At 59.3% G+C, this 22,943-nt stretch carries 21 protein-coding genes; 12 read left to right on the top strand and 9 right to left on the bottom strand.

From position 1 onward, the window contains the following. Positions 1 to 32: 32 nt before the first annotated feature. Positions 33 to 1,583 carry an MORN repeat-containing protein gene (locus tag ACR0M9_RS08095; protein WP_480773301.1) on the top strand — a complete coding sequence of 517 codons (1,551 nt, stop codon included), beginning with the start codon at positions 33 to 35 and terminating at the stop codon, positions 1,581 to 1,583. Positions 1,584 to 1,587: 4 nt separating this feature from the next. On the opposite strand, the gene ACR0M9_RS08100 is transcribed toward ACR0M9_RS08095, so the two are convergent. Further along, positions 1,588 to 2,253, bottom strand: a complete 666-nt coding sequence (locus ACR0M9_RS08100) for an SDR family NAD(P)-dependent oxidoreductase (RefSeq protein ID WP_480773302.1) — start codon at positions 2,251 to 2,253, stop codon at positions 1,588 to 1,590. Between the two features lie 290 nt (positions 2,254 to 2,543). Here ACR0M9_RS08100 and ACR0M9_RS08105 point away from each other — a divergent pair, with 290 nt between their 5' ends. Beyond that, complete coding sequence (locus tag ACR0M9_RS08105) at positions 2,544 to 4,112, top strand: 2-isopropylmalate synthase (protein WP_267365497.1); 1,569 nt, start codon at positions 2,544 to 2,546, stop codon at positions 4,110 to 4,112. A 105-nt stretch (positions 4,113 to 4,217) separates the two neighbouring features. Here the strand turns inward: ACR0M9_RS08105 and ACR0M9_RS08110 are convergent, their stop codons facing one another. Beyond that, on the bottom strand, positions 4,218 to 5,003 hold the full coding sequence (locus ACR0M9_RS08110; RefSeq protein ID WP_480486707.1) for a 23S rRNA (adenine(2030)-N(6))-methyltransferase RlmJ: 786 nt from the start codon (positions 5,001 to 5,003) through the stop codon (positions 4,218 to 4,220). A 155-nt stretch (positions 5,004 to 5,158) separates the two neighbouring features. Here ACR0M9_RS08110 and ACR0M9_RS08115 point away from each other — a divergent pair, with 155 nt between their 5' ends. From ACR0M9_RS08115 to ACR0M9_RS08140, 6 genes are read left to right on the top strand one after another with little or no spacing between them, the layout of a single operon-like run. Beyond that, complete coding sequence (locus ACR0M9_RS08115) at positions 5,159 to 6,205, top strand: rod shape-determining protein (RefSeq protein ID WP_039523195.1); 1,047 nt, start codon at positions 5,159 to 5,161, stop codon at positions 6,203 to 6,205. 58 nt (positions 6,206 to 6,263) lie between these two features. After that, positions 6,264 to 7,166, top strand: a complete 903-nt coding sequence (mreC, locus tag ACR0M9_RS08120) for a rod shape-determining protein MreC (protein ID WP_209506411.1) — start codon at positions 6,264 to 6,266, stop codon at positions 7,164 to 7,166. Then, complete coding sequence (locus ACR0M9_RS08125) at positions 7,159 to 7,695, top strand: rod shape-determining protein MreD (protein ID WP_480483238.1); 537 nt, start codon at positions 7,159 to 7,161, stop codon at positions 7,693 to 7,695. The genes mreC and ACR0M9_RS08125 overlap by 8 nt, the downstream gene beginning before the upstream one ends. Then, positions 7,692 to 9,641 carry a penicillin-binding protein 2 gene (gene mrdA, locus ACR0M9_RS08130; protein WP_480486706.1) on the top strand — a complete coding sequence of 650 codons (1,950 nt, stop codon included), beginning with the start codon at positions 7,692 to 7,694 and terminating at the stop codon, positions 9,639 to 9,641. The genes ACR0M9_RS08125 and mrdA overlap by 4 nt, the downstream gene beginning before the upstream one ends. Then, on the top strand, positions 9,638 to 10,777 hold the full coding sequence (rodA, locus tag ACR0M9_RS08135; protein ID WP_209506418.1) for a rod shape-determining protein RodA: 1,140 nt from the start codon (positions 9,638 to 9,640) through the stop codon (positions 10,775 to 10,777). The genes mrdA and rodA overlap by 4 nt, the downstream gene beginning before the upstream one ends. Before the next feature lie 15 nt (positions 10,778 to 10,792). Further along, positions 10,793 to 11,725 (top strand): 2-hydroxyacid dehydrogenase, encoded by a 933-nt coding sequence (locus tag ACR0M9_RS08140; protein ID WP_480773303.1) that lies wholly within the window; start codon positions 10,793 to 10,795, stop codon positions 11,723 to 11,725. Positions 11,726 to 11,727: 2 nt separating this feature from the next. Here ACR0M9_RS08140 and ACR0M9_RS08145 read toward each other — a convergent pair whose 3' ends face one another. The 6 genes from ACR0M9_RS08145 to ACR0M9_RS08170 form a co-directional block, all read right to left on the bottom strand. Further along, a complete protein-coding gene (locus tag ACR0M9_RS08145) occupies positions 11,728 to 13,743 on the bottom strand; it encodes a M3 family metallopeptidase (protein ID WP_480773304.1) in 2,016 nt (671 codons plus the stop codon). 75 nt (positions 13,744 to 13,818) lie between these two features. After that, complete coding sequence (locus ACR0M9_RS08150; RefSeq protein WP_480773305.1) at positions 13,819 to 14,868, bottom strand: HesA/MoeB/ThiF family protein; 1,050 nt, start codon at positions 14,866 to 14,868, stop codon at positions 13,819 to 13,821. Then, positions 14,868 to 15,323: a dUTP diphosphatase gene (gene dut / locus ACR0M9_RS08155; protein WP_480558858.1), complete on the bottom strand. Its 456-nt coding sequence runs from the start codon at positions 15,321 to 15,323 to the stop codon at positions 14,868 to 14,870. Before dut ends, ACR0M9_RS08150 begins: the two co-directional genes overlap by 1 nt. Positions 15,324 to 15,338: 15 nt before the next feature. Then, positions 15,339 to 16,535: a bifunctional phosphopantothenoylcysteine decarboxylase/phosphopantothenate--cysteine ligase CoaBC gene (coaBC, locus tag ACR0M9_RS08160; RefSeq protein ID WP_480773306.1), complete on the bottom strand. Its 1,197-nt coding sequence runs from the start codon at positions 16,533 to 16,535 to the stop codon at positions 15,339 to 15,341. A 63-nt stretch (positions 16,536 to 16,598) separates the two neighbouring features. After that, complete coding sequence (locus tag ACR0M9_RS08165; protein WP_480773307.1) at positions 16,599 to 17,423, bottom strand: ChaN family lipoprotein; 825 nt, start codon at positions 17,421 to 17,423, stop codon at positions 16,599 to 16,601. Continuing rightward, positions 17,420 to 18,298 carry an RNA polymerase factor sigma-32 gene (locus ACR0M9_RS08170; RefSeq protein WP_267365420.1) on the bottom strand — a complete coding sequence of 293 codons (879 nt, stop codon included), beginning with the start codon at positions 18,296 to 18,298 and terminating at the stop codon, positions 17,420 to 17,422. Before ACR0M9_RS08170 ends, ACR0M9_RS08165 begins: the two co-directional genes overlap by 4 nt. Positions 18,299 to 18,398: 100 nt before the next feature. Here ACR0M9_RS08170 and cobU point away from each other — a divergent pair, with 100 nt between their 5' ends. From cobU to ACR0M9_RS08190, 4 genes are read left to right on the top strand one after another with little or no spacing between them, the layout of a single operon-like run. Continuing rightward, positions 18,399 to 18,920, top strand: a complete 522-nt coding sequence (gene cobU, locus ACR0M9_RS08175) for a bifunctional adenosylcobinamide kinase/adenosylcobinamide-phosphate guanylyltransferase (RefSeq protein WP_480545919.1) — start codon at positions 18,399 to 18,401, stop codon at positions 18,918 to 18,920. Continuing rightward, the gene (locus ACR0M9_RS08180; RefSeq protein ID WP_480545917.1) at positions 18,917 to 19,495 is read left to right on the top strand and encodes a histidine phosphatase family protein; all 579 of its coding nucleotides are present in this window, start codon (positions 18,917 to 18,919) and stop codon (positions 19,493 to 19,495) included. The genes cobU and ACR0M9_RS08180 overlap by 4 nt, the downstream gene beginning before the upstream one ends. 58 nt (positions 19,496 to 19,553) lie before the next feature. Continuing rightward, entirely contained in the window at positions 19,554 to 20,438 is an 885-nt protein-coding gene (locus ACR0M9_RS08185; RefSeq protein ID WP_480773308.1) for a glutathione S-transferase, read from the top strand. A 46-nt stretch (positions 20,439 to 20,484) separates the two neighbouring features. Further along, the gene (locus ACR0M9_RS08190) at positions 20,485 to 21,999 is read left to right on the top strand and encodes a YifB family Mg chelatase-like AAA ATPase (protein WP_480773309.1); all 1,515 of its coding nucleotides are present in this window, start codon (positions 20,485 to 20,487) and stop codon (positions 21,997 to 21,999) included. On the opposite strand, the gene gshB is transcribed toward ACR0M9_RS08190, so the two are convergent. Further along, positions 21,996 to 22,928: a glutathione synthase gene (gene gshB, locus ACR0M9_RS08195; protein ID WP_480518495.1), complete on the bottom strand. Its 933-nt coding sequence runs from the start codon at positions 22,926 to 22,928 to the stop codon at positions 21,996 to 21,998. The two genes, ACR0M9_RS08190 and gshB, sit on opposite strands and share 4 nt — an antisense overlap. Positions 22,929 to 22,943 lie beyond the last annotated feature (15 nt).

Genomic DNA, 22,943 nt, shown 5'->3' on the forward strand with positions numbered 1-22,943 from the left:
CACCAGCGACGACCGGGCAGACAGGACCAGAAATGAACGTGATCCGAAACTCAATTTTGGCGGCGGGGATGAGCCTGACAGCGGCCACTGCTTTCGCGCAGGACGGGACCGTCATCGTCAAGGATGATGAAGTTGGCGGTGTCTATGAAGGCACTTATGAGAACGGGTTGCGGCACGGGACAGGAACGTATCGGCTGCCGAACGGATTTGAATACACCGGGCAATGGGTAGAAGGCGAAATTCAGGGTCAGGGTACGACACACTACCCCGACGGGTCAGTCTACGAAGGCATGTTCGCCAAAGGTCAGCCCGAAGGGCGCGGCAAGATCATCTATGCCAATGGCAGCAGCTACGAGGGCGATTGGTCCAACGGGTCAATCAACGGCACCGGCATCGCTGAATTCGCGAACGGCACGCGCTATGAGGGTAAATTCAGGAACGCCCAGCGACATGGCAAGGGCGTGCTGAGTTTTCCCGACGGATACATCTATGATGGCGACTGGGTCGACGGCGAGCGGCAGGGCAAGGCCAGGATCACCTATGCCGATGGCAGCGTTTACGAGGGCGACGTCAGCGCAGGCATGCGCGATGGCACCGGCACGCAGACGATGCCAGACGGGATGGTGTATTCAGGGGATTGGTCCGGGGACCAGATCACCGGGATGGGTAACCTGACCTACTCCAACGGTGACGTATACGAAGGCGAGCTTCTAGAAGGGCGCCGCCACGGCAAGGGCAAAGTGACCCACGCCCAAGGGGATGTGTACGAAGGCGAGCTTCTAGAAGGGCGCCGCCACGGCAAGGGCAAAGTGACCCACGCCCAAGGGGATGTGTACGAAGGCGATTTTGTCGACGACCGTCGCCACGGCAAAGGAACGTTCACCGGAACGGACGGCTTTGTGTATACCGGCGACTGGAACGCCGGGCAGATTGAAGGTCTTGGCGAAGTGACCTATCCGGATGGCTCTGTCTATGTCGGCGATTTTGTTGCCGATCTGGCCGAAGGAAACGGCAGCATCACCTATCCGGACGGATCGACCTATGAAGGCGAATGGATCGCGGGTGTTATCGAGGGTCAGGGCACGGCCACCTATCCCAATGGTATGATCTACAAAGGCCAATTCAAAAACGCACAAAGCCACGGCAAGGGTGTCGTTACGCGCGCAGATGGCTCGGTATATGACGGCGACTGGGTTGAAGGCGTGCGTCAGGGCAAAGGCAAGGCGACCTATTCCGATGGCACGGTATATACCGGCGATTTCCTGAACGGAAAACGGCACGGCAAAGGGGAAATCGCAACCCCTGCCGGGTTCAAGTATACGGGCGACTGGTCGGACGGAAAAATCAACGGCGTGGGTACCGCCACCTACTCGAACGGGGACGTGTATGAGGGCAGCTTTGTCGACAACAAACGGCAGGGCAGTGGGACGATGCGCTATGCCAACGGCCAGGAGGAAACCGGTGTCTGGGAAAACGGCGTGTTGCCAGATCAGACCTCGGACCAGCAGAGCGACGCTGACACCCCTGCCCCGCAACCCAACCCTGATGCAAATACTGAGGCAACCGGAACCTCGGACGGGTGAAGGCTCACCACGGGACCCGCTTACCGGCCCAATCATAGAACCCTCCTGTATCAGCGAGCGTTAACCCGCGTATCACGTTCAACAGGTTATCGGCGGCTGCTTCAGGTTCGACGGCAGGATGACGACCCAGGTATTTCTTCGTGAACTCTGTTTTTACTGTGCCGGGGTGAATGGCGACGCAAATCGCCTGTTTATGTGTTCGGGCCAATTCAATCGCGGCAGTACGGACGACCTGATTGACCGCTGCCTTGGCCGCACGGTAGCTGATCCAGCCGCCTGTTCGATTATCCCCGATTGATCCCACCCGCGCCGACAGCACCGCGAATACAGATCGTCTTTGTCGCGGCAACAGATGATACGCGTGGCTTAGCACCAATGCCGGACCAACGGCATTCAACGCAAACTGATCCATCATGGCTTTGGCTGAAATCGCCCGAAGGGTTTTTTCTGGCACTGCGCCGTTTATCTCCAAGGCGCCCGAAGCCACCAGAATCAGATCAAACTGACCTGGTAGGTTTTCAAGCTTCAGCATCACCCCGTCCGGATCGGTCAGGTCAAAGCCGTCCTCCGACCGGGACAAACGCGTGACCGAAACGCCCTGCTCAACCAGCCGTCCGGTAACAGCTGCGCCTATCCCGCCAGAAGCACCAATTATCAATGCAGTTTCCATCCATGATCAGCTAGCGGCGCTGTGCAAACAATCAAGGCGGTCGAAACAAGGGCAGTTGCCAGAAGTTCGCGTATTGCAAATTGGTTCTTTTCATTCCCGGCGGGCTCTGTATAACCTCAATCCCATGATCAACCGCGCAGATATCCCTTGTGTCGACACCGCCCTTCGCGGTGCGTCGCTGCGTGGCCTACTGATCCTAATCCGCCTCTGAGCGTGCCATCCGGCGCGCCCGCTCAGAGGAGGACGCCAGCGCGCCATAGGCTTTAGGACAGAAGAAGAAAGAGAACCCCATGACCAACGTGACCGACCAAGACCGCGTCTTGATCTTCGATACCACTTTGCGCGACGGCGAGCAGAGCCCCGGCGCCACCATGACCCATGACGAAAAGCTCGAAATCGCCGAGCTGCTGGACGACATGGGCGTCGATATCATCGAGGCCGGTTTCCCCATCGCGTCCGAAGGCGATTTCAAGGCTGTGACCGAAATTGCACAGCGGTCAAAGAACAGCCGTATCTGCGGTCTGGCCCGCGCAAATTTTGCCGATATCGACCGCTGCTGGGAGGCGGTAAAACACGCTGAGAAAAACCGCATTCACACATTCATCGGCACTTCGCCGCTGCACCGCGCCATCCCGAACCTGACGATGGACGAGATGGCAGACAAGATCCACGAAACGGTCAGCCACGCGCGCAACTTGTGCGAAAACGTGCAGTGGTCTCCGATGGACGCGACCCGAACCGAATGGGATTACCTGTGCCGGGTGATCGAGATCGCAATTAAGGCCGGGGCAACCACGATCAACATCCCGGATACGGTGGGCTATACCGCTCCGGTAGAAAGCGCGGACCTGATCAAGCGTCTGATCGAAACGGTGCCGGGGGCGGATGACGTGATCTTTGCCACCCACTGCCACAATGACCTTGGCATGGCGACCGCGAACTCGCTGGCCGCTGTGGCAGGTGGTGCCCGCCAGATTGAATGCACCATCAACGGTCTGGGCGAACGCGCTGGCAACACGGCGCTGGAAGAAGTTGTCATGGCACTGCGCACGCGCAACGATATCATGCCGTGGCACACTGGCATCGACACCACCAAGATCATGCACATCTCGCGTCGGGTTGCGACGGTCTCGGGCTTTCCGGTGCAGTTCAATAAGGCAATTGTCGGCAAGAACGCTTTTGCCCATGAAAGTGGCATCCATCAGGACGGGATGCTGAAAAACCGCGAAAACTTTGAAATCATGCGTCCTGAGGACATTGGTCTTTCGGGAACATCCTTGCCGCTTGGCAAACATTCGGGCCGCGCAGCCTTGCGCGACAAGCTCGAAACGCTGGGGTTTGAGGTGGGCGACAACCAGCTCAAGGATATCTTTGTCCGGTTCAAGGATCTGGCAGATCGCAAGAAAGAGGTGTTCGACGACGATCTCATTGCACTGATGACGCTGGACGAGGCTGACGACCACCTGCAACTGGTTTCGATGAAGGTGACTTGCGGCACGGGTGGTCAGGCGGAATCGACGGTCGAGCTGGAGGTTGAAGGCGTGGACAAAACCGCCACTGAACATGGCGACGGCCCGGTGGATGCGACCTTTAAGGCGATCCGTGCGATTTATCCCAACACGGCACGCCTTCAGCTTTATCAGGTTCATGCCGTAACCGAGGGCACGGACGCACAGGCGACGGTTTCCGTGCGCCTGGAAGAGGATGGAATGATCGCAACCGGCCAGTCGGCAAACACCGACACCGTCGTGGCGTCAGCTAAGGCTTATATCCACGCTCTCAACCGCCTGATTGTGCGCCGTGAAAAAGCTGGACCAGGCGCGGATGCGCGCGAGATCAGCTATAAAGACCTGACGTGATTGCATAAATCATCCGGGCAACCGCAAGTTTGGTTGCCCGGAAAATCCAACACGACCCACGGTGATGGATTGGGTGCTTTATCCCGACCAGCATCTCGTCTGCTGCTAAAGCTGCGCGAAAAGCTTGGAAAGGCGGTTCATTTCGTCGCCGATACAGAACGGCGCGTTCACAACAAACATACCTGACCCAATCATCCGGTGCCCCTCACGCGCAGGCGGGAATGTCACTTCGTGGCAAATTGCTTTGGGGTAGTTTCGCGATTTGAGAGCCGCAGTCATCCCAGCATGTCGATTGTCCGTCAGGATCGGGTACCAAAGGGCAATCACGCCCACATTCCACTTGCGGTGCAGCTTGGCGATAATGCCGGGCAAGCGGTCATAATCGGCTTTCACCTCGTAACTGGGGTCAATCAGCATCATGCCCCGGCGCGGAGCTGGAGGCAGCAAGGACTGCGCCAGATCGAACCCATCCTGCTGATAGACTTTCGCCCCAAACGGCGACATCGCCAACGACAGGGCCGCAAATTCCTGTGGGTGCAGTTCCGCGAGGTGCAAACTGTCCTGTTCCCGCAACATAGTCGCAGCAATCATCGGCGATCCTGGATAGGCCATGTCGCCGTACCGGGCCTCTACCTGCTTCAGGACCTGCGCCATCGGGTGGTCGGGCCCGAACCACCCTTCCCGCTGTGCGCGACCGATCCCTGCCTCTGCCTCTCCTGTCCGAATGGATTCGTCTGCATCCAACCGATACAACCCACGCCCGGAATGCGTTTCGATATAGCTGAGCGGCTTGTCCTTGCGTGTCAGATAATCCAGCACCCACGCCAGTAAAGCGTGCTTTTGGACATCCGCCAGATTCCCGGCGTGGTAAATGTGTTGATAAGAGAGCATTTTGCCTTCTAAAGTCCCATTCAATAAGGCGGAAAGGTGCTGATTGTCGCGGAATCAGCCCTTTTACCGGGCGTGATGGCACCCTATAAGTCATCCGTCCCGGAACCGTCGAGTCGCGGGCAGTAGAAAACCGACATTACAGGATCAGGGAAAACATGGGGATCTTTGGCAATCTGGGCGGCCTGTTCACAGCGGACATGGCTATCGACCTTGGAACAGCAAACACGCTGGTTTACGTCAAGGGGCGCGGTGTCATCCTGTCTGAACCTTCGGTTGTGGCCTACCACGTCAAGGACGGTGTGAAGAAAGTTCTGGCAGTTGGCGAAGATGCCAAGCTGATGCTGGGTCGGACGCCCGGTTCGATCGAAGCCATCCGCCCCATGCGCGAAGGTGTGATCGCGGATTTTGATACTGCCGAAGAAATGATCAAGCACTTCATCCGCAAGGTGCACAAACGCTCGACCTTCTCGAAACCCAAGATCATTGTCTGCGTTCCTCATGGCGCAACCCCGGTCGAAAAACGTGCAATTCGGCAGTCGGTCCTGTCAGCAGGTGCCCGTCGCGCGGGCCTGATTGCCGAACCGATTGCGGCCGCAATCGGGGCCGGCATGCCGATCACCGACCCGACCGGCAACATGGTTGTTGATATTGGCGGGGGCACTACCGAGGTTGCTGTTCTGTCGTTGGGAGACATTGTCTATGCCCGTTCGGTCCGCGTTGGTGGTGACCGGATGGACGAGGCCATCATTTCCTACCTGCGTCGCCAGCAGAACCTGCTGGTAGGTGAATCCACGGCTGAACGCATCAAGACAACCATTGGTACCGCCCGCATGCCCGACGACGGGCGCGGTCAGTCGATGCATATCCGGGGGCGTGATCTGTTGAACGGCGTGCCCAAGGAAATCGAGATCAGCCAGGCCCAGGTGGCCGAAGCGCTGTCAGAGCCCGTGCAACAGATCTGCGAGGCGGTTATGACCGCGCTTGAGACAACGCCCCCCGATTTGGCTGCGGACATTGTCGACCGTGGTGTGATGCTGACCGGCGGCGGCGCGCTGCTGGGCGATTTGGACCTGGCCCTACGCGAACAGACCGGCCTGGCGGTATCCATTGCGGACGAAAGCCTGAATTGTGTGGCTTTGGGCACCGGCAAAGCACTGGAATATGAAAAACAGCTGCGCCACGCGATTGACTACGAAAGCTAAGGCGCGCACCCTCGGAAGATAGGGTTATATCGGCGCGAGCAGCACGGGAAGGTAACCTGTGGCAAAAGACCGATCACAGCGCGATGAGTACACGACCCCCCTGCGACGTTTGTTGCTGGGGATTGTTGTGCTGTGCCTGCTTGGTATCTTCCTTCTGTGGCGCATCGACAGCCCGCGCGTTGAACGGTTCCGCGCGCGGATCGTGGATACGGTTGTACCGTCGATGGAATGGGCCATGGTCCCCGTGACTGCCGCCGTCAATCTGGTGCGTGACTTCCAAAGCTATCAGCGCCTGAGCGAGCAGAACCGGGAACTGCGTAGCGAACTGCGCCTGATGCGCGCCTGGAAAGAGGCTGCTTTGCAGCTTGAACAGGAAAACGCGCGACTGCTGGATTTGAACAATGTCCGCCTTGACCCGCGTCTGACTTATATCACCGGCGTTGTCATGGCCGACAGCGGGTCGCCATTCCGGCAATCCGTTCTGCTGAATGTCGGAGAGCGTGACGGGATCGTGGATGGATGGGCCACGATGGACGGCATTGGCCTGGTCGGCAGGATATCAGGTGTTGGCCCTGACACGGCACGCGTGATCCTTGTGACGGATGCCACCAGCGCGATTCCCGCAACCATTCAACCTTCTGGCCAGACCGCGCTGATCAAAGGCGACAACAACCCCGCGCCCGCGGTGGAGTTTCTTGAAAACCGCGAGCTGGTTCGCCCCGGGGACCGTGTGATCACTTCGGGTGATGGTGGCGTGTTTCCTGCGGGCCTGTTGATCGGTCAAATCGCGGCAGATCCCGGGGGGCGCCTGCGGGTCCGCCTGTCGGCAGATTTCGAAAGGCTCGAATTTCTCAGGGTTCTGCGGTTTCACTCGGCTCCGCCCATTCAGGATCCGGGCAGTATCGTAGGCCCCACCCGCCCAGAGGCGGCGCTGACCCCGGATGAGGTCAGCGATGGATAGACCGGCCTCGCAAATCTGGGCCATGCGCAGCCTTTATGCCTTGCTGGCTTTTGCTGTGCTGTTTCTGCATCTGTTGCCGTTGGACGCTCAACCCGATCGCTGGCCTTTTCCCGACGTCCTGATTGCCCTGACTTTTGCCTGGGTGTTGCGACGGCCCGATTACGTCCCGACTGTATTGGTTGCGCTTGTCATGCTGATGGCCGACTTTCTACTGCAACGTCCACCGGGCCTTTTGGCAGCGCTGACCGTAGTCGGGTCGGCCTATTTGCGGTCAGCGGCGTTGGGTATGAGGGATGCGGGATTTGCCGGAGAATGGATGTCTGTCGGCATTGTGATCACGGCGGTCATTTTGATGAACAGGGTCGTACTATCGGTGATGTCCGTGCAACAGGCCGCATTGGGGCCGGTCGTGATTCAGCTTGTGCTGACGGTCGCTGTCTACCCGTTGGTCGTGCTGCTTAGCCAAAGCGCGTTGGGGGTTCGCCGCATATCCGCTGCTGATGTCAGCGCTGTGGGAAGCCGGGCATGAAACAGCGTAAACCCAAATCCCAGGGCCTTGCCTATAAGCGCCTGCCACGCAGAGCGCTGTTGCTGGGTGGTCTACAGGCGGTGTTCATAGGCGGTCTGGCGGCACGAATGCGGTTCATGCAGGTCGAACAGGCCGACGAATACCGCCTGTTGGCCGAAGAAAACCGTATCAACATCCGGCTTATCCCGCCGACCCGTGGGCGTATCTATGACCGGAACGGCCAGATCATCGGCCAGAACTCACCTTCCTATCGCATCGTCATCGTGCGTGAAGACGCCGATGACGTGGAAAAAGTCATCGCCAAACTGTCGGAACTGATCCCTCTGAACGAAGATGAGATCGAGCGCGCCAGGACTGAAATGCGCCGCTCGGCTCCGTTTCTGCCGGTGACGCTGGCGGATCAGGTTACGTGGGAGGATATCTCGAAGGTTGCGGTCAATGCTCCGGCGCTGCCGGGCGTAACGCCCGAGGTCGGCCTGACACGGCAATACCCACGATACGAGGATTTCGCACATATCGTCGGCTATGTTGGCCCGGTCAGCGACTATGACCTCAGCAAGATAGAAGACCCTGAGCCGGTATTGCGCATTCCAAGGTTCCAGATTGGAAAGGTTGGCCTTGAGGCCAAGCAGGAAATCGAACTGCGCGGCAAGGCCGGTGCAAAGCGGGTCGAGGTCAACGCGACGGGCCGCGTCATGCGCGAGCTTGACCGGCAGGAAGGACAACCCGGCGCAGACCTGCAACTGTCCATCGACGCTGATCTGCAACAATATGCACAGGCGCGACTGGCAGGCGAAAGTGCAGCCGCAGTTGTCATAGACTGCGAAACCGGTGACTTGCGTGCGGTCGCCTCGGCACCCAGTTTTGATCCGAACCTGTTTGTACGTGGCATTTCGGTCGCCGATTACCGGGCATTGACAGAAGACAAGTACCGCCCTCTGGCGAATAAATCCGTGCAAGGAACTTATCCTCCGGGATCGACCTTCAAGATGGTCACCGCGCTGGCCGCGTTGGAAGCTGGCGTAGTCTCTCCCGGCAACACCGTGTACTGCCCCGGACACCTGAAGGTCGGCAGCCGTCGCTTCCATTGCTGGAAGCGTGGTGGGCACGGGACGGTTGACCTCAACCTCTCGCTGAAACGCAGCTGCGATGTCTATTACTATGACGTGGCTCTGCGGGTTGGCATCGACAAGATCTCCGACATGGCCCGCACATTGGGACTGGGGGTCAAGCATGACATCCCGATGTCGGCGGTGGCAGATGGGCTGGCTCCCAATCAGGAATGGAAGCGGCGCACGCACGGTCAGGAGTGGCTTGTGGGCGATACGGCCAACGCGTCCATCGGTCAGGGCTTCATGCTGGCTTCGCCGTTGCAACTGGCTGTAATGGCAGCCCGCATCGCCACCGGTCGCGCAGTCACGCCGCGCCTGGTACGCTCGATCGACGGTGTTGAACAACCCTCGGGCGCCGGAGAACCACTGGGCCTTAATTCTTACAATCTGGAACAGGTCCGCAAGGCCATGTTCTCGGTCTCGAATGACAGGCGGGGAACGGCATATCGAAGCCGCATCATCGCGGATGAGTTCCGGATGGCGGGGAAAACCGGAACCAGCCAGGTTCGAAACATCACCAAAGCAGAACGGGCCGCAGGCGTGATCCGAAACGAGGACTTGCCGTGGGAGCGTCGCGACCACGCGCTGTTCGTTTGCTTTGCACCGTATGACAACCCAAAATACGCCGTGGCCGTGGTTGTTGAGCATGGCGGCGGCGGGTCCACAGCCGCAGCCCCGGTTGCACGCGACATCATGCTGCAAGCTCTTTATGACGGCACACCGCCGCTTGAAGCCTACCCCGTCGCCGACCGCGAACGCATCAAGGAACAGCAAAAACGGCTGGAGGGTGACAAGCGCCCCAAGGCGCGACCGGATGGAAAGGACCGTGCATGAGCTATCTTGAATATGCCGTCAAATCCACGCCGTCGGGGTTTCGCAAGTTCCTGTATATGAACTGGCCGCTGACGTTGCTGCTGATCAGCACCGCCAGCGCGGGCTTTCTGATGCTGTATTCTGTTGCGGGCGGTTCGTGGACGCCCTGGGCCGAGCCGCAAATGGAACGTTTCGGGCTTGGCCTGACAGTGATGTTCATCATCGCACTGGTTCCGATTTGGTTCTGGCGCAACATGTCGGTGCTGGCCTATCTCGGCTCGGTGGCTTTGCTGGTATTTGTCGAACTGTTCGGCACCATCGGCATGGGTGCGCAGCGCTGGATCGACCTTGGGTTTATGCGCCTGCAACCCTCAGAGGTCATGAAAGTCACGCTGGTCATGTTGCTTGCAGCTTATTACGACTGGCTTCCCTCGCACAAAACGTCTCGTCCGCTTTGGGTTCTTATCCCGGTTGTCCTGATCATCCTGCCTACCTTGCTGGTTCTGAAACAGCCCGATCTTGGCACATCCATCCTGCTTCTGGCCGCAGGAGGTGGGTTGATGTTTCTGGCAGGGGTTCACTGGGCCTATTTTGCCGCCGTTATTGCTGCTGTCGTGGGCCTGATCGCCGCTGTGTTCAACAGCCGTGGGACCGACTGGCAATTATTGAAGGACTATCAGTTTCGGCGCATCGACACCTTTCTGGACCCGTCCACCGACCCATTGGGGGCCGGATACCACATTACCCAGTCCAAGATTGCCTTGGGGTCCGGGGGATGGAACGGGCGTGGTTTCATGCAAGGCACGCAGTCCCGCCTGAACTTCCTGCCCGAGAAGCATACCGATTTCATTTTCACGACGTTGGCCGAAGAGTTCGGATTTGTCGGGGGAACGACCCTGTTGACCCTTTATGCCTTGATTCTGGTTTTCTGCATGGTCACGGCCCTGGCAACCAAGGACCGGTTTTCATCTCTGGTCACGCTGGGTATCGCGTTGAACTTCTTCCTGTTTTTCGCCGTCAACATGTCGATGGTAATGGGTATGGCCCCTGTCGTGGGTGTACCACTGCCAATGGTCAGCTATGGTGGCTCGGCCATGCTGGTTCTGATGGCAGCCTTTGGCATCGTCCAAAGCGCCCATATTCACCGCCCCCGTTGATCTGAAAGGGCTCTGATGTCTGTGAACGTCCTGTTTTCCGCACGCCCTGCCCTTTGGCCGGTGTATCAGCCGCTGCTGACACAATATCTTGATGAGGCGGGTCTTGACGTCCAGCTAGGAACCGAGTTCGAACCGGATCAGGTCGATTATGTTGTTTATGCCCCAAACGGAGGGGTACAGGATTTCAGACCTTTCACGCGCCTGAAAGCGGTGCTGAGCCTTTGGGCCGGGGTCGAAAAAATCGTGGGTAACGAAACACTGACCGTTCCATTGGCGCGGATGGTGGATCACGGTCTGACGCAAGGCATGATCGAGTGGGTGGTTGGCCACGTTCTGCGCTACCATCTGGGGATGGACCGGCACATCACGGTACAGGACGGTGTCTGGACCCCAGATATCCCGCCGCTGGCGCAAGAGCGCAACGTTTGTATTCTGGGGCTTGGAGCATTGGGCGAAGCCGTGGCCCGCGCGCTGACCGCGCTTGAGTTTCGGGTCTTAGGCTGGAGCCGTACAGCCAAGGACATCCCCGGTGTAACCTGCCTGCATGGTGCCGAAGGGCTGCGCCAGGCGCTTTCTCATGCCGAAATCGTAGTCTTGTTGCTGCCCGATACACCTGCCACTGAAAACGCGCTGAATGCGGAAACGATGGCCCTGCTTCCCAAAGGTGCGCGGATCATCAACCCGGGACGCGGGCCGCTGATTGATGATGATGCGCTATTGGATGCCCTGAACTCGGGCCAGGTGGGCCACGCAACGCTGGATGTGTTCCGTGTCGAGCCCTTGCCCGCCGATCACCCCTATTGGGCGCATCCGAATGTCACCGTGACCCCGCATATCGCGTCCGAGACCCGCCCGGTCACTGCCGCACAGGTCATTTGCGAAAACATCCGGCGCGGGGAATCCGGCGAGCCCTTTGTGCACCTGGTCGACCGCACGCTGGGCTACTGACGTCACGCCGCAATCAGACCGCGGCCTTTCAACAGGGCATCCACGCCCGGCAATCGTCCCCGGAACGCCAGATACAGATCCTCTGCCTCGCGCGAACCGCCGGTGGACAAGATATTGTCTTCCAGCGCTTTGGCCCGTTCAGGATCAAAGGCACCACCTGCTTCTTCGAAGGCGGCAAAGGCGTCAGCATCCATCACCTCGGACCACATATAGCTGTAGTAGCCCGAGCTATAGCCATCGCCTGCGAAAACATGCGCAAAGTGGGGCGTGGCATGGCGCATTCCAATGGCTTTCGGCATCCCCAACCCGGCAAGAAGTTCGTCCTGTTTTGCCATCGGGTCTGCCGGGGCGTCGCCATCGTGGAAGGCCAGATCGACAAGGGCCGAGGCGACATATTCCACCGTCTGGAACCCCTGGTCGAAATTGGCGGCATTCAGCACTTTTTCAAGCATCTCCTTCGGCATCGGTTCGCCCGTTTCGGCATGGGTGGCGAACTCGGCCAGAACTTCGGGCACTTCCAGCCAGTGTTCATAAAGCTGGCTGGGCAGTTCGACAAAATCGCGCGCAACAGAGGTGCCCGAGATGCTTTCATAGGTCACATTGGACAGCATCTGGTGCAATGCATGGCCAAATTCGTGGAACAGGGTGCGTGCATCGTCATAAGACAGCAGCGCCGGATCACCCTTGGCGAAGTTGCAGACATTGATGACAATCGGTGCCTGTTCTTTCGGGAATCTGGCCTGTGCCCGCATCGCGCTGCACCAGGCACCTGACCGCTTGGACCCTCGTGCAAAGTAGTCACCGATGAACACGGCGACATGCCGACCGTTGCGCGTAACTTCCCACGCGCGGCAATCCGGGTGATAAAGCGGCACGTTCAAAGGCTTGAATTCCAGCCCGAACAGGCGGTTTGCACAAGCAAACGATGCCTCGATCATCCGGTCCAGTTGCAGGTAGGGTTTCAGTTCCGCCTCATCCAGATCATGTTCCGCCTTGCGCCGCTTTTCAGCGTAATAGCGCCAGTCCCATGCTTCCAGCGGGCCGTTGACACCGTCTTTCTGCATCATCCGGGTCAGGATTTCCGCGTCCGCATCGGCGCGGGCCTTGGCAGGTTCCCACACCTGCATCAACAACTCACGTACCCGGTCCGGAGTACGAGCCATTTCAGTTTCCAGCTTGTAATCGGCGAAGTTGTCATAGCCCAACAGCTTGGCGCGTTCCTCACGCAAGCCCAGAATCTCAGCCGCGATGTCGCGATTGTCGGTCTCGCCACCATTCGCCCCGCGGGCAGCCCAGGCGCGATAGGCTTTTTCGCGCAGATCCCTACGGGGTGAAAACTGAAGAAACGGCACGATCAGCGACCGGGAGAGGGTAACAACCGGCCCCACGGCGCCCTTTTCCGCACCAGCAGCGCGCGCCGCATTCACAACGAAATCCGGCAGGCCCTGCAGATCTTGTTCGGTCAGATCCATGAACCAATCCCGCTCATCCGCCAGCAGGTTCTGGGTAAAGGATGTCCCCAATGAGGCTAGGCGCGACTTGATTTCTTGCATACGAGCGTCTTCGTCCCCGTCCAACGCCGCGCCTGCACGAACAAATCCTCGATGGGTCAGCATCAGAACGCGTGCCTGCTCCTCGGTCAGGTTCAGGTTTTCGCGCCGCGCCCAAAGGTCGGCAACGCGTTCAAACAGCGCCTTGTTCGAGGAAATTCCCGAGAAATGGGCCGACAACTTGGGGGAAAACGCGCGCTGCAACTCTTCCCGCTTGGGGTTGCTGTCTGCGCCTGCAACAGTGAAGAAGACCGACAGAACCTTGTCCAGCTGCTCGCCCGCAGCCTCAAGGGCTTCCACCGTGTTCGCGAAAGTAGGGGCCTCTGCATTTGCTGCAATCGCGTCGATCTGCGCGTTATGCGCAGTCATCGCCTGATCCAAAGCCGGTGCAAAATCTTCGTCCGAAATATCGGCGAAAGGGGCTATTTCGAATGGGGTGGTCCAGTCGGACAGGATCGGGTTGGTCATGCGGATCTCCTTTGACCCTATAGCTAGTTCGCCATGGCCGGGTGTTCCAGAACCCCCAGCCCACGTTAAGAAAGGTTAATTGCTTGCGGCACCGCAAATGGGGCAATCGGCACGGCGGGTCAGCGTGATCTTGCGGCTTTCACCGTATAGGGCGTCGTAGATCAGCATCTCGCCCCGCAGCGCCATGCCAGCGCCCGTGATCACCTTTATCGCCTCAACCGCCATCATCGATCCAACAACACCCGGCAACGGGCCAATCACACCGGCCTCGGAACAGGACGGGGCCAGACCGGGGGCCGGGGCTTCGGGAAAGATACACTGGTAGCACGGGCTGCCATTGGCTGGGTCAAACACGCTGAGCTGCCCTTCCCACTGCGACAAGGCCCCCGAAATCAGTGGCTTGCCCAGCGCGGCGGCAGTCCGGTTGGCCAGATAGCGGGTCTCAAAATTATCCGTACCGTCAAGGATCAGATCGAAGTCGGCAAAAAGTTCTGCCGCGATTTCATCGCCCAATCTGCGATGAAAGGGCAGAACTACCACATTCGGGTTCTGCGCCTCCATCGCTTGCTGGGCGGAAAAGACCTTGGGCATATCAATATCTGCATCGCGGTGGATCACCTGCCGCTGCAGGTTCGCATTCTCGACTATGTCGTCGTCAATGACCCCGATTGTACCCACACCTGCGGCCGCTAGGTATTGCAGCGCCGGGGCGCCCAAACCTCCTGCACCGATCACCAGAACACGGGCTTGTTTCAACTTTTTCTGACCCGGCCCGCCCAATTCGCGCAGCACGATGTGGCGGGCATACCGGTTCAGCTCGGTTTCAGTGAAACGGTCAGAGGGCATGGTAGATTCCGGCTTGGAGGCTTGTACTGCGCGGTTGCGCAGGGCCTTCAGCACACGGCCATATAGCAAAACGATGGCCGCGAAACCTGCAAGGATCAGCCACAGTGCCGCGGACCCACCGGTTGCTTCGCGCAGGGGATGCCCATCCGGAAAGATCAGATGAGACAGGATCACCCCGACCAACAACACACTCACCGACACCACACGCGCGGTTTTTGACGCGCCCGCGATATAGCCGACGCCCCATAGCCCAGCTGCCAGAACAAGAACCAGCAGCATCAGCCGCGCCCGGTCGAGCCGAAACCACCAGCCCCGCGATCTGTTTCACCCAATGCCTCAGCCAGTTCGAATGCCGCCTGCACAACAGGGGCAACTACCAGCTGCGCGATACGATCGCCATGAGCAATCTCGAACGGTTCCTGACCGGCATTCATCACGATCACCCCCAAAGGTCCGCGATAGTCACTGTCAATAGTGCCCGGCGTATTGGGCAGCGTGATCCCATGTTTCAGTGCAAGGCCCGAGCGGGGACGGACCTGAACCTCGTATCCCTGCGGGATTTCAATGCGCAGACCGGTCGGCACAAGCGCCCGCTGTCCGGGCTCCAGCATAATCGAAACCCCCTCGGGCAAGTTGGCACGCACGTCCGCGCCAGCAGCACCCACAGTTTCGTAGGACGGAAGCGCCACGGCGGGGTCTGCCCCGTCTTCGCGGATCACTCGAATTGCAACCATGGTTTTGCCTTTCCTTCAACCCGCCAACGCGTCTGCGATCCTGCTTGCCAACCTCCGCGCAACCTCAGCCTTGCCCATACGCGGCCATTCCTCGACTCCGCTGTCCGAGATCAGGATAACCGCATTCTCGGACCCGCCCATGATCCCGGTGGAAGGGCTGACATCGTTGGCGACAATCCAGTCACAGCCTTTGCGCAGTCGCTTGGCGGTGGCGTGTTCAATCACGTCATCGGTCTCGGCCGCAAAGCCGACAACCAAAGGTGGGCGCCCATTTTCCATCCGCGAGACGCGTTTGAGAATGTCGGGGTTCTCGGCAAATTCCAGAACCGGCAGACCGTCGCGACTTTTCTTCAGTTTCTTGTCCGACGCACTGGCCACGCGCCAATCTGCCACCGCAGCCGCAAACACGCCCGCATCGACGGGAAGCGCCGCATCAACCGCGTCCGACATCTGTTGCGCGGTCTCGACCGGCACGACCTGCACACCCGCCGGTGGCGGTACGTCTGCGGGGCCCGTGACAAAGATCACCTCGGCCCCCAAATCCGCAAGCGCCTGTGCCACGGCCGAGCCCTGCGCCCCGGAAGAGCGGTTCGCGATATACCGGACCGGATCAATCGGCTCATGCGTCGGGCCCGAAGTTACCAGCACGCGCTTTCCTACCAAGGGTCCTGCCGCAAGCTGCGCCTCAACCGCCGCGACGATTTCCAGCGGTTCCGACATGCGTCCCGGCCCATATTCACCGCAGGCCATATCACCTTCGTTTGGGCCAACAAAGCGCACGCCATCCGCTTGAAGCTGCATCAGGTTGCGTTGTGTCGCCGGGTGTTCCCACATGCGTACATTCATCGCGGGCGCACACAGAACAGGCGTGTCTGTCGCCATCAGAAGGGTCGATGCCAGGTCATTTGCCAACCCCCCGGCCATCTTGCCCATCAGGTCCGCCGTTGCGGGGGCCACGACGATCAGATCGGCAGAGCGTGACAGCTGGATATGACCCATCTCGGCCTCGGCGGTCAGATCGAACAGATCGCCATAGACCTTTTCTGAGGCAAGTGCAGACACGGACAGAGGTGTTACAAATTCCTCTGCCGCACGCGTCAGCACAGGCGTCACAGCTGCGCCGCGTTCACGCAGCCTGCGGATCAGGTCCAGCGATTTGTAGGCCGCGATGCCGCCGCCGATGATCAGCAGAATGCGTTTGGATGACAGCATGTTCAGCCCTTCCTGTCCCGGTCGGCCCCGACATTAGGCAAGCCCAGCAGGTTGTTCCAGCGATTAATTCTGAACCTGAAACGCCGCACAGGGGTCTTCACGCTCAACTGTGGGGCTATCGATTACGATATCAAAGTCACCGTCGATGATGTTGTCCTCGGACTGTCCGACCGAGACCACCTTCCACCCGGGTTGAAGGCGTTCAAGAAATGTCGGGATACCTCGGTCTTTGCGCGCATGTCCGTTCCCAGTGATCACGGCAACCGGGCCGCCGGTTTCTTCCATCGCGCGCATCACCGCACGGGCCAGAACCGCATCGCGCAAACGCTGGATCGCGACCATCTGGGGTAACATTTCCGGCGGGAGAGCATCGCAATGCGCGGCCATTTGATCCGCCTCGCGCGCCGCCTGCTCCTCGGGCGTCAGCGGCACAGTCAAACCATAGCGCGCCGCGTCTGCACCCAGCGCCGTGGCGGCCCCGCGTTCCATCGCGCCCCGCGCAGCAGCACGCGGCACCATGGCCCCATAAACCGGCGCGCCGGAGGCCTTAAACACCGGATAATACAGCCTGAGCGGTGGCCAACCACTTTCTGCCCATTGCAGAATACGGCTCAACTCTTCCGGGTTGGACACCGCTTTTTGCGCCAGCCGTTGCGCGCCTTCTTCGGTGACCATCTCCCAGACAACGGCCGAGGGTGAGATTTCCTTTATCGCTTCGGCTTGAATGAGGTGGTGGCGGGGATTGTCGTGAACCTCTCCCAGAATTACCACATCTGCATCCCGCATCGCGAGAGCCGCATCATCAGAAATAAGATCTTCCGCCAGTCCGGGTCGCGCTGCTGCAACCGTAAGGCCCAGAACACACGCAAGAATCGCAAGCTGTTTCATGCGATGAAGTGTTGCACCTCGTTCGACTGGGCTTCAAGGTTCTTGCGCATTTTTGCGAACGCTGCGGCCTCAAGCTGTCGCACCCGCTCCTTGGACAGTCCCAACTCGACGCCGAGACTCTCCAGTGTCCGCGCAGGCTCGCGCAGTTTGCGTTCGCGCACAATGAACCGCTCGCGGTCATTCAGTGCGTTCATCGCGATCAGCAACCACTGGCGCAACTGTTCGGTGTCGTGGGTGTGTTCAACTGCTTCGGCGGCCTGTTCGCGTTCATCTTCCAGCGCATCGATCCATTCACGCCCGTCTTCGTCGGCGGATTGCACCGCGTTCAGGGAAAAATCCGACCCTGACAGCCGACCTTCCATCAGTTCCACATCGCGCAGAGGAACGCCAATCTCTGTGGCGATCATCTGATGCAACTGGTGGCGATCCAGTTCAAGACCTTCGGTCGCGGCCTCGCGTTCCAGCCGGGCCTGAACCCGACGCATGTTGAAAAACAGCGATTTCTGCGCCGAGGTGGACCCCGTTCGCACCATGGACCAGTTCCGCATCACATAATCCTGAATGCTCGCCTTAATCCACCACACCGCATAAGTCGAAAACCGCACCCCACGATCAGGGTCGAACTTGTCTGCGGCCTTCATCAAACCCAGACCGGCCTCCTGGATAAGGTCATTCATCGGCGCGCCATAGCGTTTGAACTTGGCCGCCATCGAAATTGCCAGCCGCATATACGCTGTGATCAGGCGGTGCAGCGCCTGTTCATCACGCTGGTCACGCCAGGCATAGGCCAGCCTCAGTTCCGTTTCAGCATCCAGCAACTCGGCCTTCATCGCTTGCCGGGACATCGAAAAATCTGTCGCGTTGTCCAGTGCCATAAACCTCTCCCCTGATTTGCAGGCGTTGGCCGGGCTTGCCATGCCGACCTATGACCGATACGCAAAACAGCACCAATTGGATCATCTTTAGGTAAGTACTGTGGCGTCAGATTTAACCTTAATTCTGGGCGGAGCTGCTTCGGGCAAGTCGGCATTTGCCGAGAACCTCGTTGTTTCCACAGGGAAAAATCGAGTTTACCTAGCGACATCACAAGTGTTTGATGACGAGATGCGGCAGAAGGTTGATCGCCATTTGGTACAGCGGGGCGGCGGTTGGACCACGATTGAAGAGCCCCTTGACCTGAGGCCGGTGCTGTCCAGCCTGTCCTCGGATCAGGTGTGTCTGGTCGATTGCGCCACCATGTGGCTCAGCAATCACTTGCTGGCCGAAACCGATCTGGGCGCAGTCCAAACTGACCTGCTAAAGGCCCTGCGTGCATGCCCCGCGCAGATTGTGATCGTGTCGAACGAAGTCGGGCACGGTATTGTTCCGGATAACGCGCTTGCCCGCCGCTTTCGCGAAGCGCAGGGCCGGCTGAACATTGCACTTGCGGCGCAGGCTAAACTGGTGATCCAGGTGACCGCGGGGTTGCCGTTGGTCCTGAAAGGGCAGCTGCCGTGACGCGACTGCATCTTGTTCGCCACGGGCCCACGCATGCAAAGACGATGGTTGGCTGGTCCGATCTGCCTGCTGATCTAAGCGATACAGCAGCACTGAAGCGCCTGCACGACCATTTGCCATCCGATGCACTTGTGATTTCGTCCGACCTGTCGCGTGCAATTGACACTGCTTCTGCCATTCAAGGCCAGCGTCGCCGTCTGCCACATCACCCGGACCTGCGGGAAATCCATTTCGGTCGGTGGGAGCTTCGCGGGTTTGCCGAGATTGAAGCCGAAGACCCCGAGCTGGCTTTTGCCTATTGGGACAACCCCGGTGATGTCCGCCCACCGCAAGGTGAAAGCTGGAATGAGGTCCGCGACCGGGTCGATTCCGCGATCGACGCGCTTATGTCCGCGCATACGGGCCGCAATCTGGTGATCGTCGCGCATTTCGGCGTGATCCTGACACAAGTGCAGCGCGCCCTTGGTCTGGACGGGCAGCAGACCTTTGCGCATCGGATCGACAACCTTTCGGTGACGGATATCGCTGTCAACGGCGGGGCGTGGACTGTCGGGTCGATCAATCACCTTCCGTGAACAGGTCCAACACAAATCACTGATTTACCGGTCCGCAAAGCTGAGGCATCGTCCGCGCATGACTTATGACCTTTATATCGGCGATCGCCTCTTCTCCAGCTGGTCAATGCGCGGCTGGTTGATGCTTGAGAAATTCAACCTGCCCTATCGCAGCCACATGATCGGCCTCTATTCCGGCACTATGGCGCAAGACATGGAACCGCTGGCCCCTGCCCGCCTTGTTCCCGCCTTGCGCCTGCCGGATGGAACGGTTGTGGGGGAAAGCCTGGCGATGGCCGAAACCCTGGCCGAACGCCACCCCGATGCCGGGTTGTGGCCTTCGGATGCCGCTGCCCGGGCAACCGCCCGCTGGCTATGCGCCGAAATGGTAGCCGGATTCAGCGCCCTGCGCGGAGAATGCGCCATGCAGCTGCGCAACGTGTGGCAAGGCTTCGCGCCATCTGGGGCGACTTTGTCAGACCTTGAGCGGGTTGAAACACTCTGGGCACATGCGCGGAGCGTGTCAGGGGCAGACCAAGGCCCGTTATTTGGTGCCTATTCACTGGCAGACGTCTTCTACACACCTGTAGCAGCGCGGATCGTCGGATATGGGCTGCCGGTGTCAGAGGTGAACCGGGCTTATTGCTTGGAATTGCTCTCTGATCGCATCGTCAGACAGTGGCGCGCCATGGGATTGACCGTTGAGTACGACACCTTCCCCTACGCGCAGGATTTGCCGTCCGGCCCTTGGCCAGTCGGGGGTGTTTCTGCTGCGAAGCCGGTTTCAGGTGGTCCGTCAATCAACGCCGCCTGCCCGTATTCCGGCAAGCCTGTCACCGATTTCCTGGAGCTTGACGGGCAATGCTGGGGGTTCTGCAACCCATTCTGCCGGAACAAAACTGTGGCCGACCCCGAAGCATGGCCCAAATTCGCGGCCATGCGCGCAGCCGTTAACGACTCTTAAACCAGAACCGTGGCAGCAACGTCCTGTTAACCAAAACAGGACTGCCATGGTCGCCCGCGCCCACACCGTTGCTTTTCAAGGCGTTGATGCCCGCCCGGTCGAGGTGCAATGCGCAGTCTCACCCGGACTGCCAGCCTTTTCCATCGTGGGCCTGCCCGACAAAGCCGTGTCCGAGGCGCGTGACCGCGTCCGCAGCGCGCTGAACGCGATGGCCATTGCGCTGCCGTCCAAGCGGATCACCATCAACCTGTCCCCCGCCGACCTTCCTAAAGAAGGCAGCCATTTCGACCTGCCCATCGCGGTCGCGCTTTTGTCCGCGCTCGACATCATCCCTGCCGATGCCGCGGAAAGCACCGTTGCATTGGGGGAGTTGTCACTCGACGGTTCTCTGGTGCCCGTTGTTGGTGCTTTGCCCGCCGCGATGACGGCCGCGTCAGAAGACCGCGCTTTGCTTTGTCCGCGCGCCTCCAGCGCCGAGGCGGCCTGGGTCGATGCCACTCAGGTGATCGGTGCCGGATCGCTTGGAGAGGTCGTGCGCCATTTCTCAGGTCAATCCCCTTTGCCAGCGGCACAACCCGGCGAAGTGAACCTGACACCGTCCAACCGCGACCTGCGCGATGTGAAAGGGCAGGAGCGCGCCAAACGCGCCCTGGAAATCGCCGCCGCCGGACGTCACCATCTGATCATGATCGGCACGCCGGGATCGGGCAAATCCATGCTGGCGGCGCGGCTTCCCGGAATTCTACCGCCGCTTACAGCCGTGGAAGCCCTGGAAACATCGATGATCCAATCGCTATGCGGGTTACTGGATGAAGGCGGAATAAACCGCACTCGCCCGTTCCGCGAACCGCACCACACGGCCTCGGTGGCGGCCATAGTTGGTGGCGGGAAAGGGGCCAAACCGGGCGAAATCTCATTGGCCCATAATGGTGTGCTGTTCATGGATGAATTCCCCGAATTTCCACGCACCGTTCTGGAAACCCTGCGGCAACCCATTGAAACCGGCGAAGTCATGGTGGCGCGCGCGAACGCCCATGTGAAATACCCATGTCGTTTCATGCTGGTGGCCGCCGCCAACCCTTGCAAATGCGGCTATCTGACCGATCCGTCCCGTGCCTGTTCGCGGGCACCGGGATGTGGCGAAGATTACCTGAACCGAATCTCGGGCCCTTTGATGGACAGGTTCGATCTGCGGATCGAAGTTCCGCCCGTGGGCTTTATTGACCTTGATCTGCCCCCTTCGGGCGACAGTTCGGCGACGGTTGCAGCACGTGTCGAAAGGGCGCGTGCCATACAGGCAGACCGGTTTCGTGACACGCCGGAGTTACGACAAAACGCTGACGCAGAAGGCAAAATACTGGAAGAGATCGCCACGCCCGATGCCGAAGGAAAAGAACTGCTGTTGAAAGCTGCGGATCGGTTCGGCCTGTCAGCCCGGGCTTTCCATAGAATCCTGAGGGTGGCGCGCACCATCGCCGATCTGGACGGCGCGACCGATATCCGCCGCCCACACGTGGCCGAGGCACTGAGTTTTCGCATCTCTGCCCGGGTTATGGCCTAAAGCCTGGCCTCGATGGCTTGCCAGATCTTTTCCGCAATATTTACGCCATCAAACCGTTCCAGCTCTTGAATGCCAGTCGGTGAAGTCACGTTAATCTCGGTCAAATAGTCGCCAATAACGTCAATTCCGACAAAGACCTGACCCTTTTCCTTCAGCAAAGGTCCAATCGCCGCGCAGATCTCAAGATCGCGTTCGGACAAGCCGATCTTTTCCGGACGTCCGCCAACATGCATGTTCGACCGCGTTTCGCCTTCGGCTGGTACACGGTTAATCGCGCCGACCGCTTCGCCATCCACCAGGATCACCCGTTTGTCGCCATTGCTGACATCCGGCAGGAATTTCTGCACGATCAAAGGTTCGCGCGAGAATCCGGTGAACAGCTCATGCAAGGAAGTCAAGTTGCGGTCATTGGCATCAAGCCGGAACACACCCGCGCCGCCGTTCCCGTAAAGCGGTTTGAGGATGATATCGCCGTGCTTTTCCTTGAACGCCTTGATCGTCTGCAAGTCGCGCGCAATCGTTGTTGGCGGGGTCAGTTCGGGGAAATCCAGCACCAGCAGCTTTTCCGGGTAATTGCGCACCCAGAACGGATCGTTGACGACAAGCGTCTGCCCCTTGAGACGATCCAGCAAATGCGTGGACGTGATGTAATGCATGTCAAAAGGCGGGTCCTGACGCAGCCAGACGACATCGAAATCGGCCAGATCCACCTCACGTTCGGGGCCCAGAACCGCAGGATCTCCGGCAACCCTTTGCACGGTCATGTCGTGACCTCGCGCGGTGATGCGACCCTGCTGATAGGCCAAGTGATCCGGACCGTAGAAAAACAAAGAATGCCCGCGCGCCTGTGCCTCTTCCGCCAGACGGAATGAACTGTCGGCGTTGATATCCACGGCCCCGATCGGGTCCATTTGAAAGGCGATTTTCATGGCATGTCCCTCAGT

The organism is Ruegeria sp. CH2, assembly GCF_056537065.1.

What these genes read in the sequence shown, in the direction of transcription:
- ACR0M9_RS08095 (WP_480773301.1), top strand. Translation starts at nt 33, where the DNA reads ATGAACGTGATCCGAAACTCAATTTTGGCGGCGGGGATGAGCCTGACA.
- ACR0M9_RS08100 (WP_480773302.1), bottom strand. Translation starts at nt 2,253, where the DNA reads ATGGAAACTGCATTGATAATTGGTGCTTCTGGCGGGATAGGCGCAGCT.
- ACR0M9_RS08105 (WP_267365497.1), top strand. Translation starts at nt 2,544, where the DNA reads ATGACCAACGTGACCGACCAAGACCGCGTCTTGATCTTCGATACCACT.
- ACR0M9_RS08110 (WP_480486707.1), bottom strand. Translation starts at nt 5,003, where the DNA reads ATGCTCTCTTATCAACACATTTACCACGCCGGGAATCTGGCGGATGTC.
- ACR0M9_RS08115 (WP_039523195.1), top strand. Translation starts at nt 5,159, where the DNA reads ATGGGGATCTTTGGCAATCTGGGCGGCCTGTTCACAGCGGACATGGCT.
- ACR0M9_RS08125 (WP_480483238.1), top strand. Translation starts at nt 7,159, where the DNA reads ATGGATAGACCGGCCTCGCAAATCTGGGCCATGCGCAGCCTTTATGCC.
- mrdA (WP_480486706.1), top strand. Translation starts at nt 7,692, where the DNA reads ATGAAACAGCGTAAACCCAAATCCCAGGGCCTTGCCTATAAGCGCCTG.
- rodA (WP_209506418.1), top strand. Translation starts at nt 9,638, where the DNA reads ATGAGCTATCTTGAATATGCCGTCAAATCCACGCCGTCGGGGTTTCGC.
- ACR0M9_RS08140 (WP_480773303.1), top strand. Translation starts at nt 10,793, where the DNA reads ATGTCTGTGAACGTCCTGTTTTCCGCACGCCCTGCCCTTTGGCCGGTG.
- ACR0M9_RS08145 (WP_480773304.1), bottom strand. Translation starts at nt 13,743, where the DNA reads ATGACCAACCCGATCCTGTCCGACTGGACCACCCCATTCGAAATAGCC.
- ACR0M9_RS08150 (WP_480773305.1), bottom strand. Translation starts at nt 14,868, where the DNA reads ATGCTGCTGGTTCTTGTTCTGGCAGCTGGGCTATGGGGCGTCGGCTAT.
- dut (WP_480558858.1), bottom strand. Translation starts at nt 15,323, where the DNA reads ATGGTTGCAATTCGAGTGATCCGCGAAGACGGGGCAGACCCCGCCGTG.
- coaBC (WP_480773306.1), bottom strand. Translation starts at nt 16,535, where the DNA reads ATGCTGTCATCCAAACGCATTCTGCTGATCATCGGCGGCGGCATCGCG.
- ACR0M9_RS08165 (WP_480773307.1), bottom strand. Translation starts at nt 17,423, where the DNA reads ATGAAACAGCTTGCGATTCTTGCGTGTGTTCTGGGCCTTACGGTTGCA.
- ACR0M9_RS08170 (WP_267365420.1), bottom strand. Translation starts at nt 18,298, where the DNA reads ATGGCACTGGACAACGCGACAGATTTTTCGATGTCCCGGCAAGCGATG.
- ACR0M9_RS08185 (WP_480773308.1), top strand. Translation starts at nt 19,554, where the DNA reads ATGACTTATGACCTTTATATCGGCGATCGCCTCTTCTCCAGCTGGTCA.
- ACR0M9_RS08190 (WP_480773309.1), top strand. Translation starts at nt 20,485, where the DNA reads ATGGTCGCCCGCGCCCACACCGTTGCTTTTCAAGGCGTTGATGCCCGC.
- gshB (WP_480518495.1), bottom strand. Translation starts at nt 22,928, where the DNA reads ATGAAAATCGCCTTTCAAATGGACCCGATCGGGGCCGTGGATATCAAC.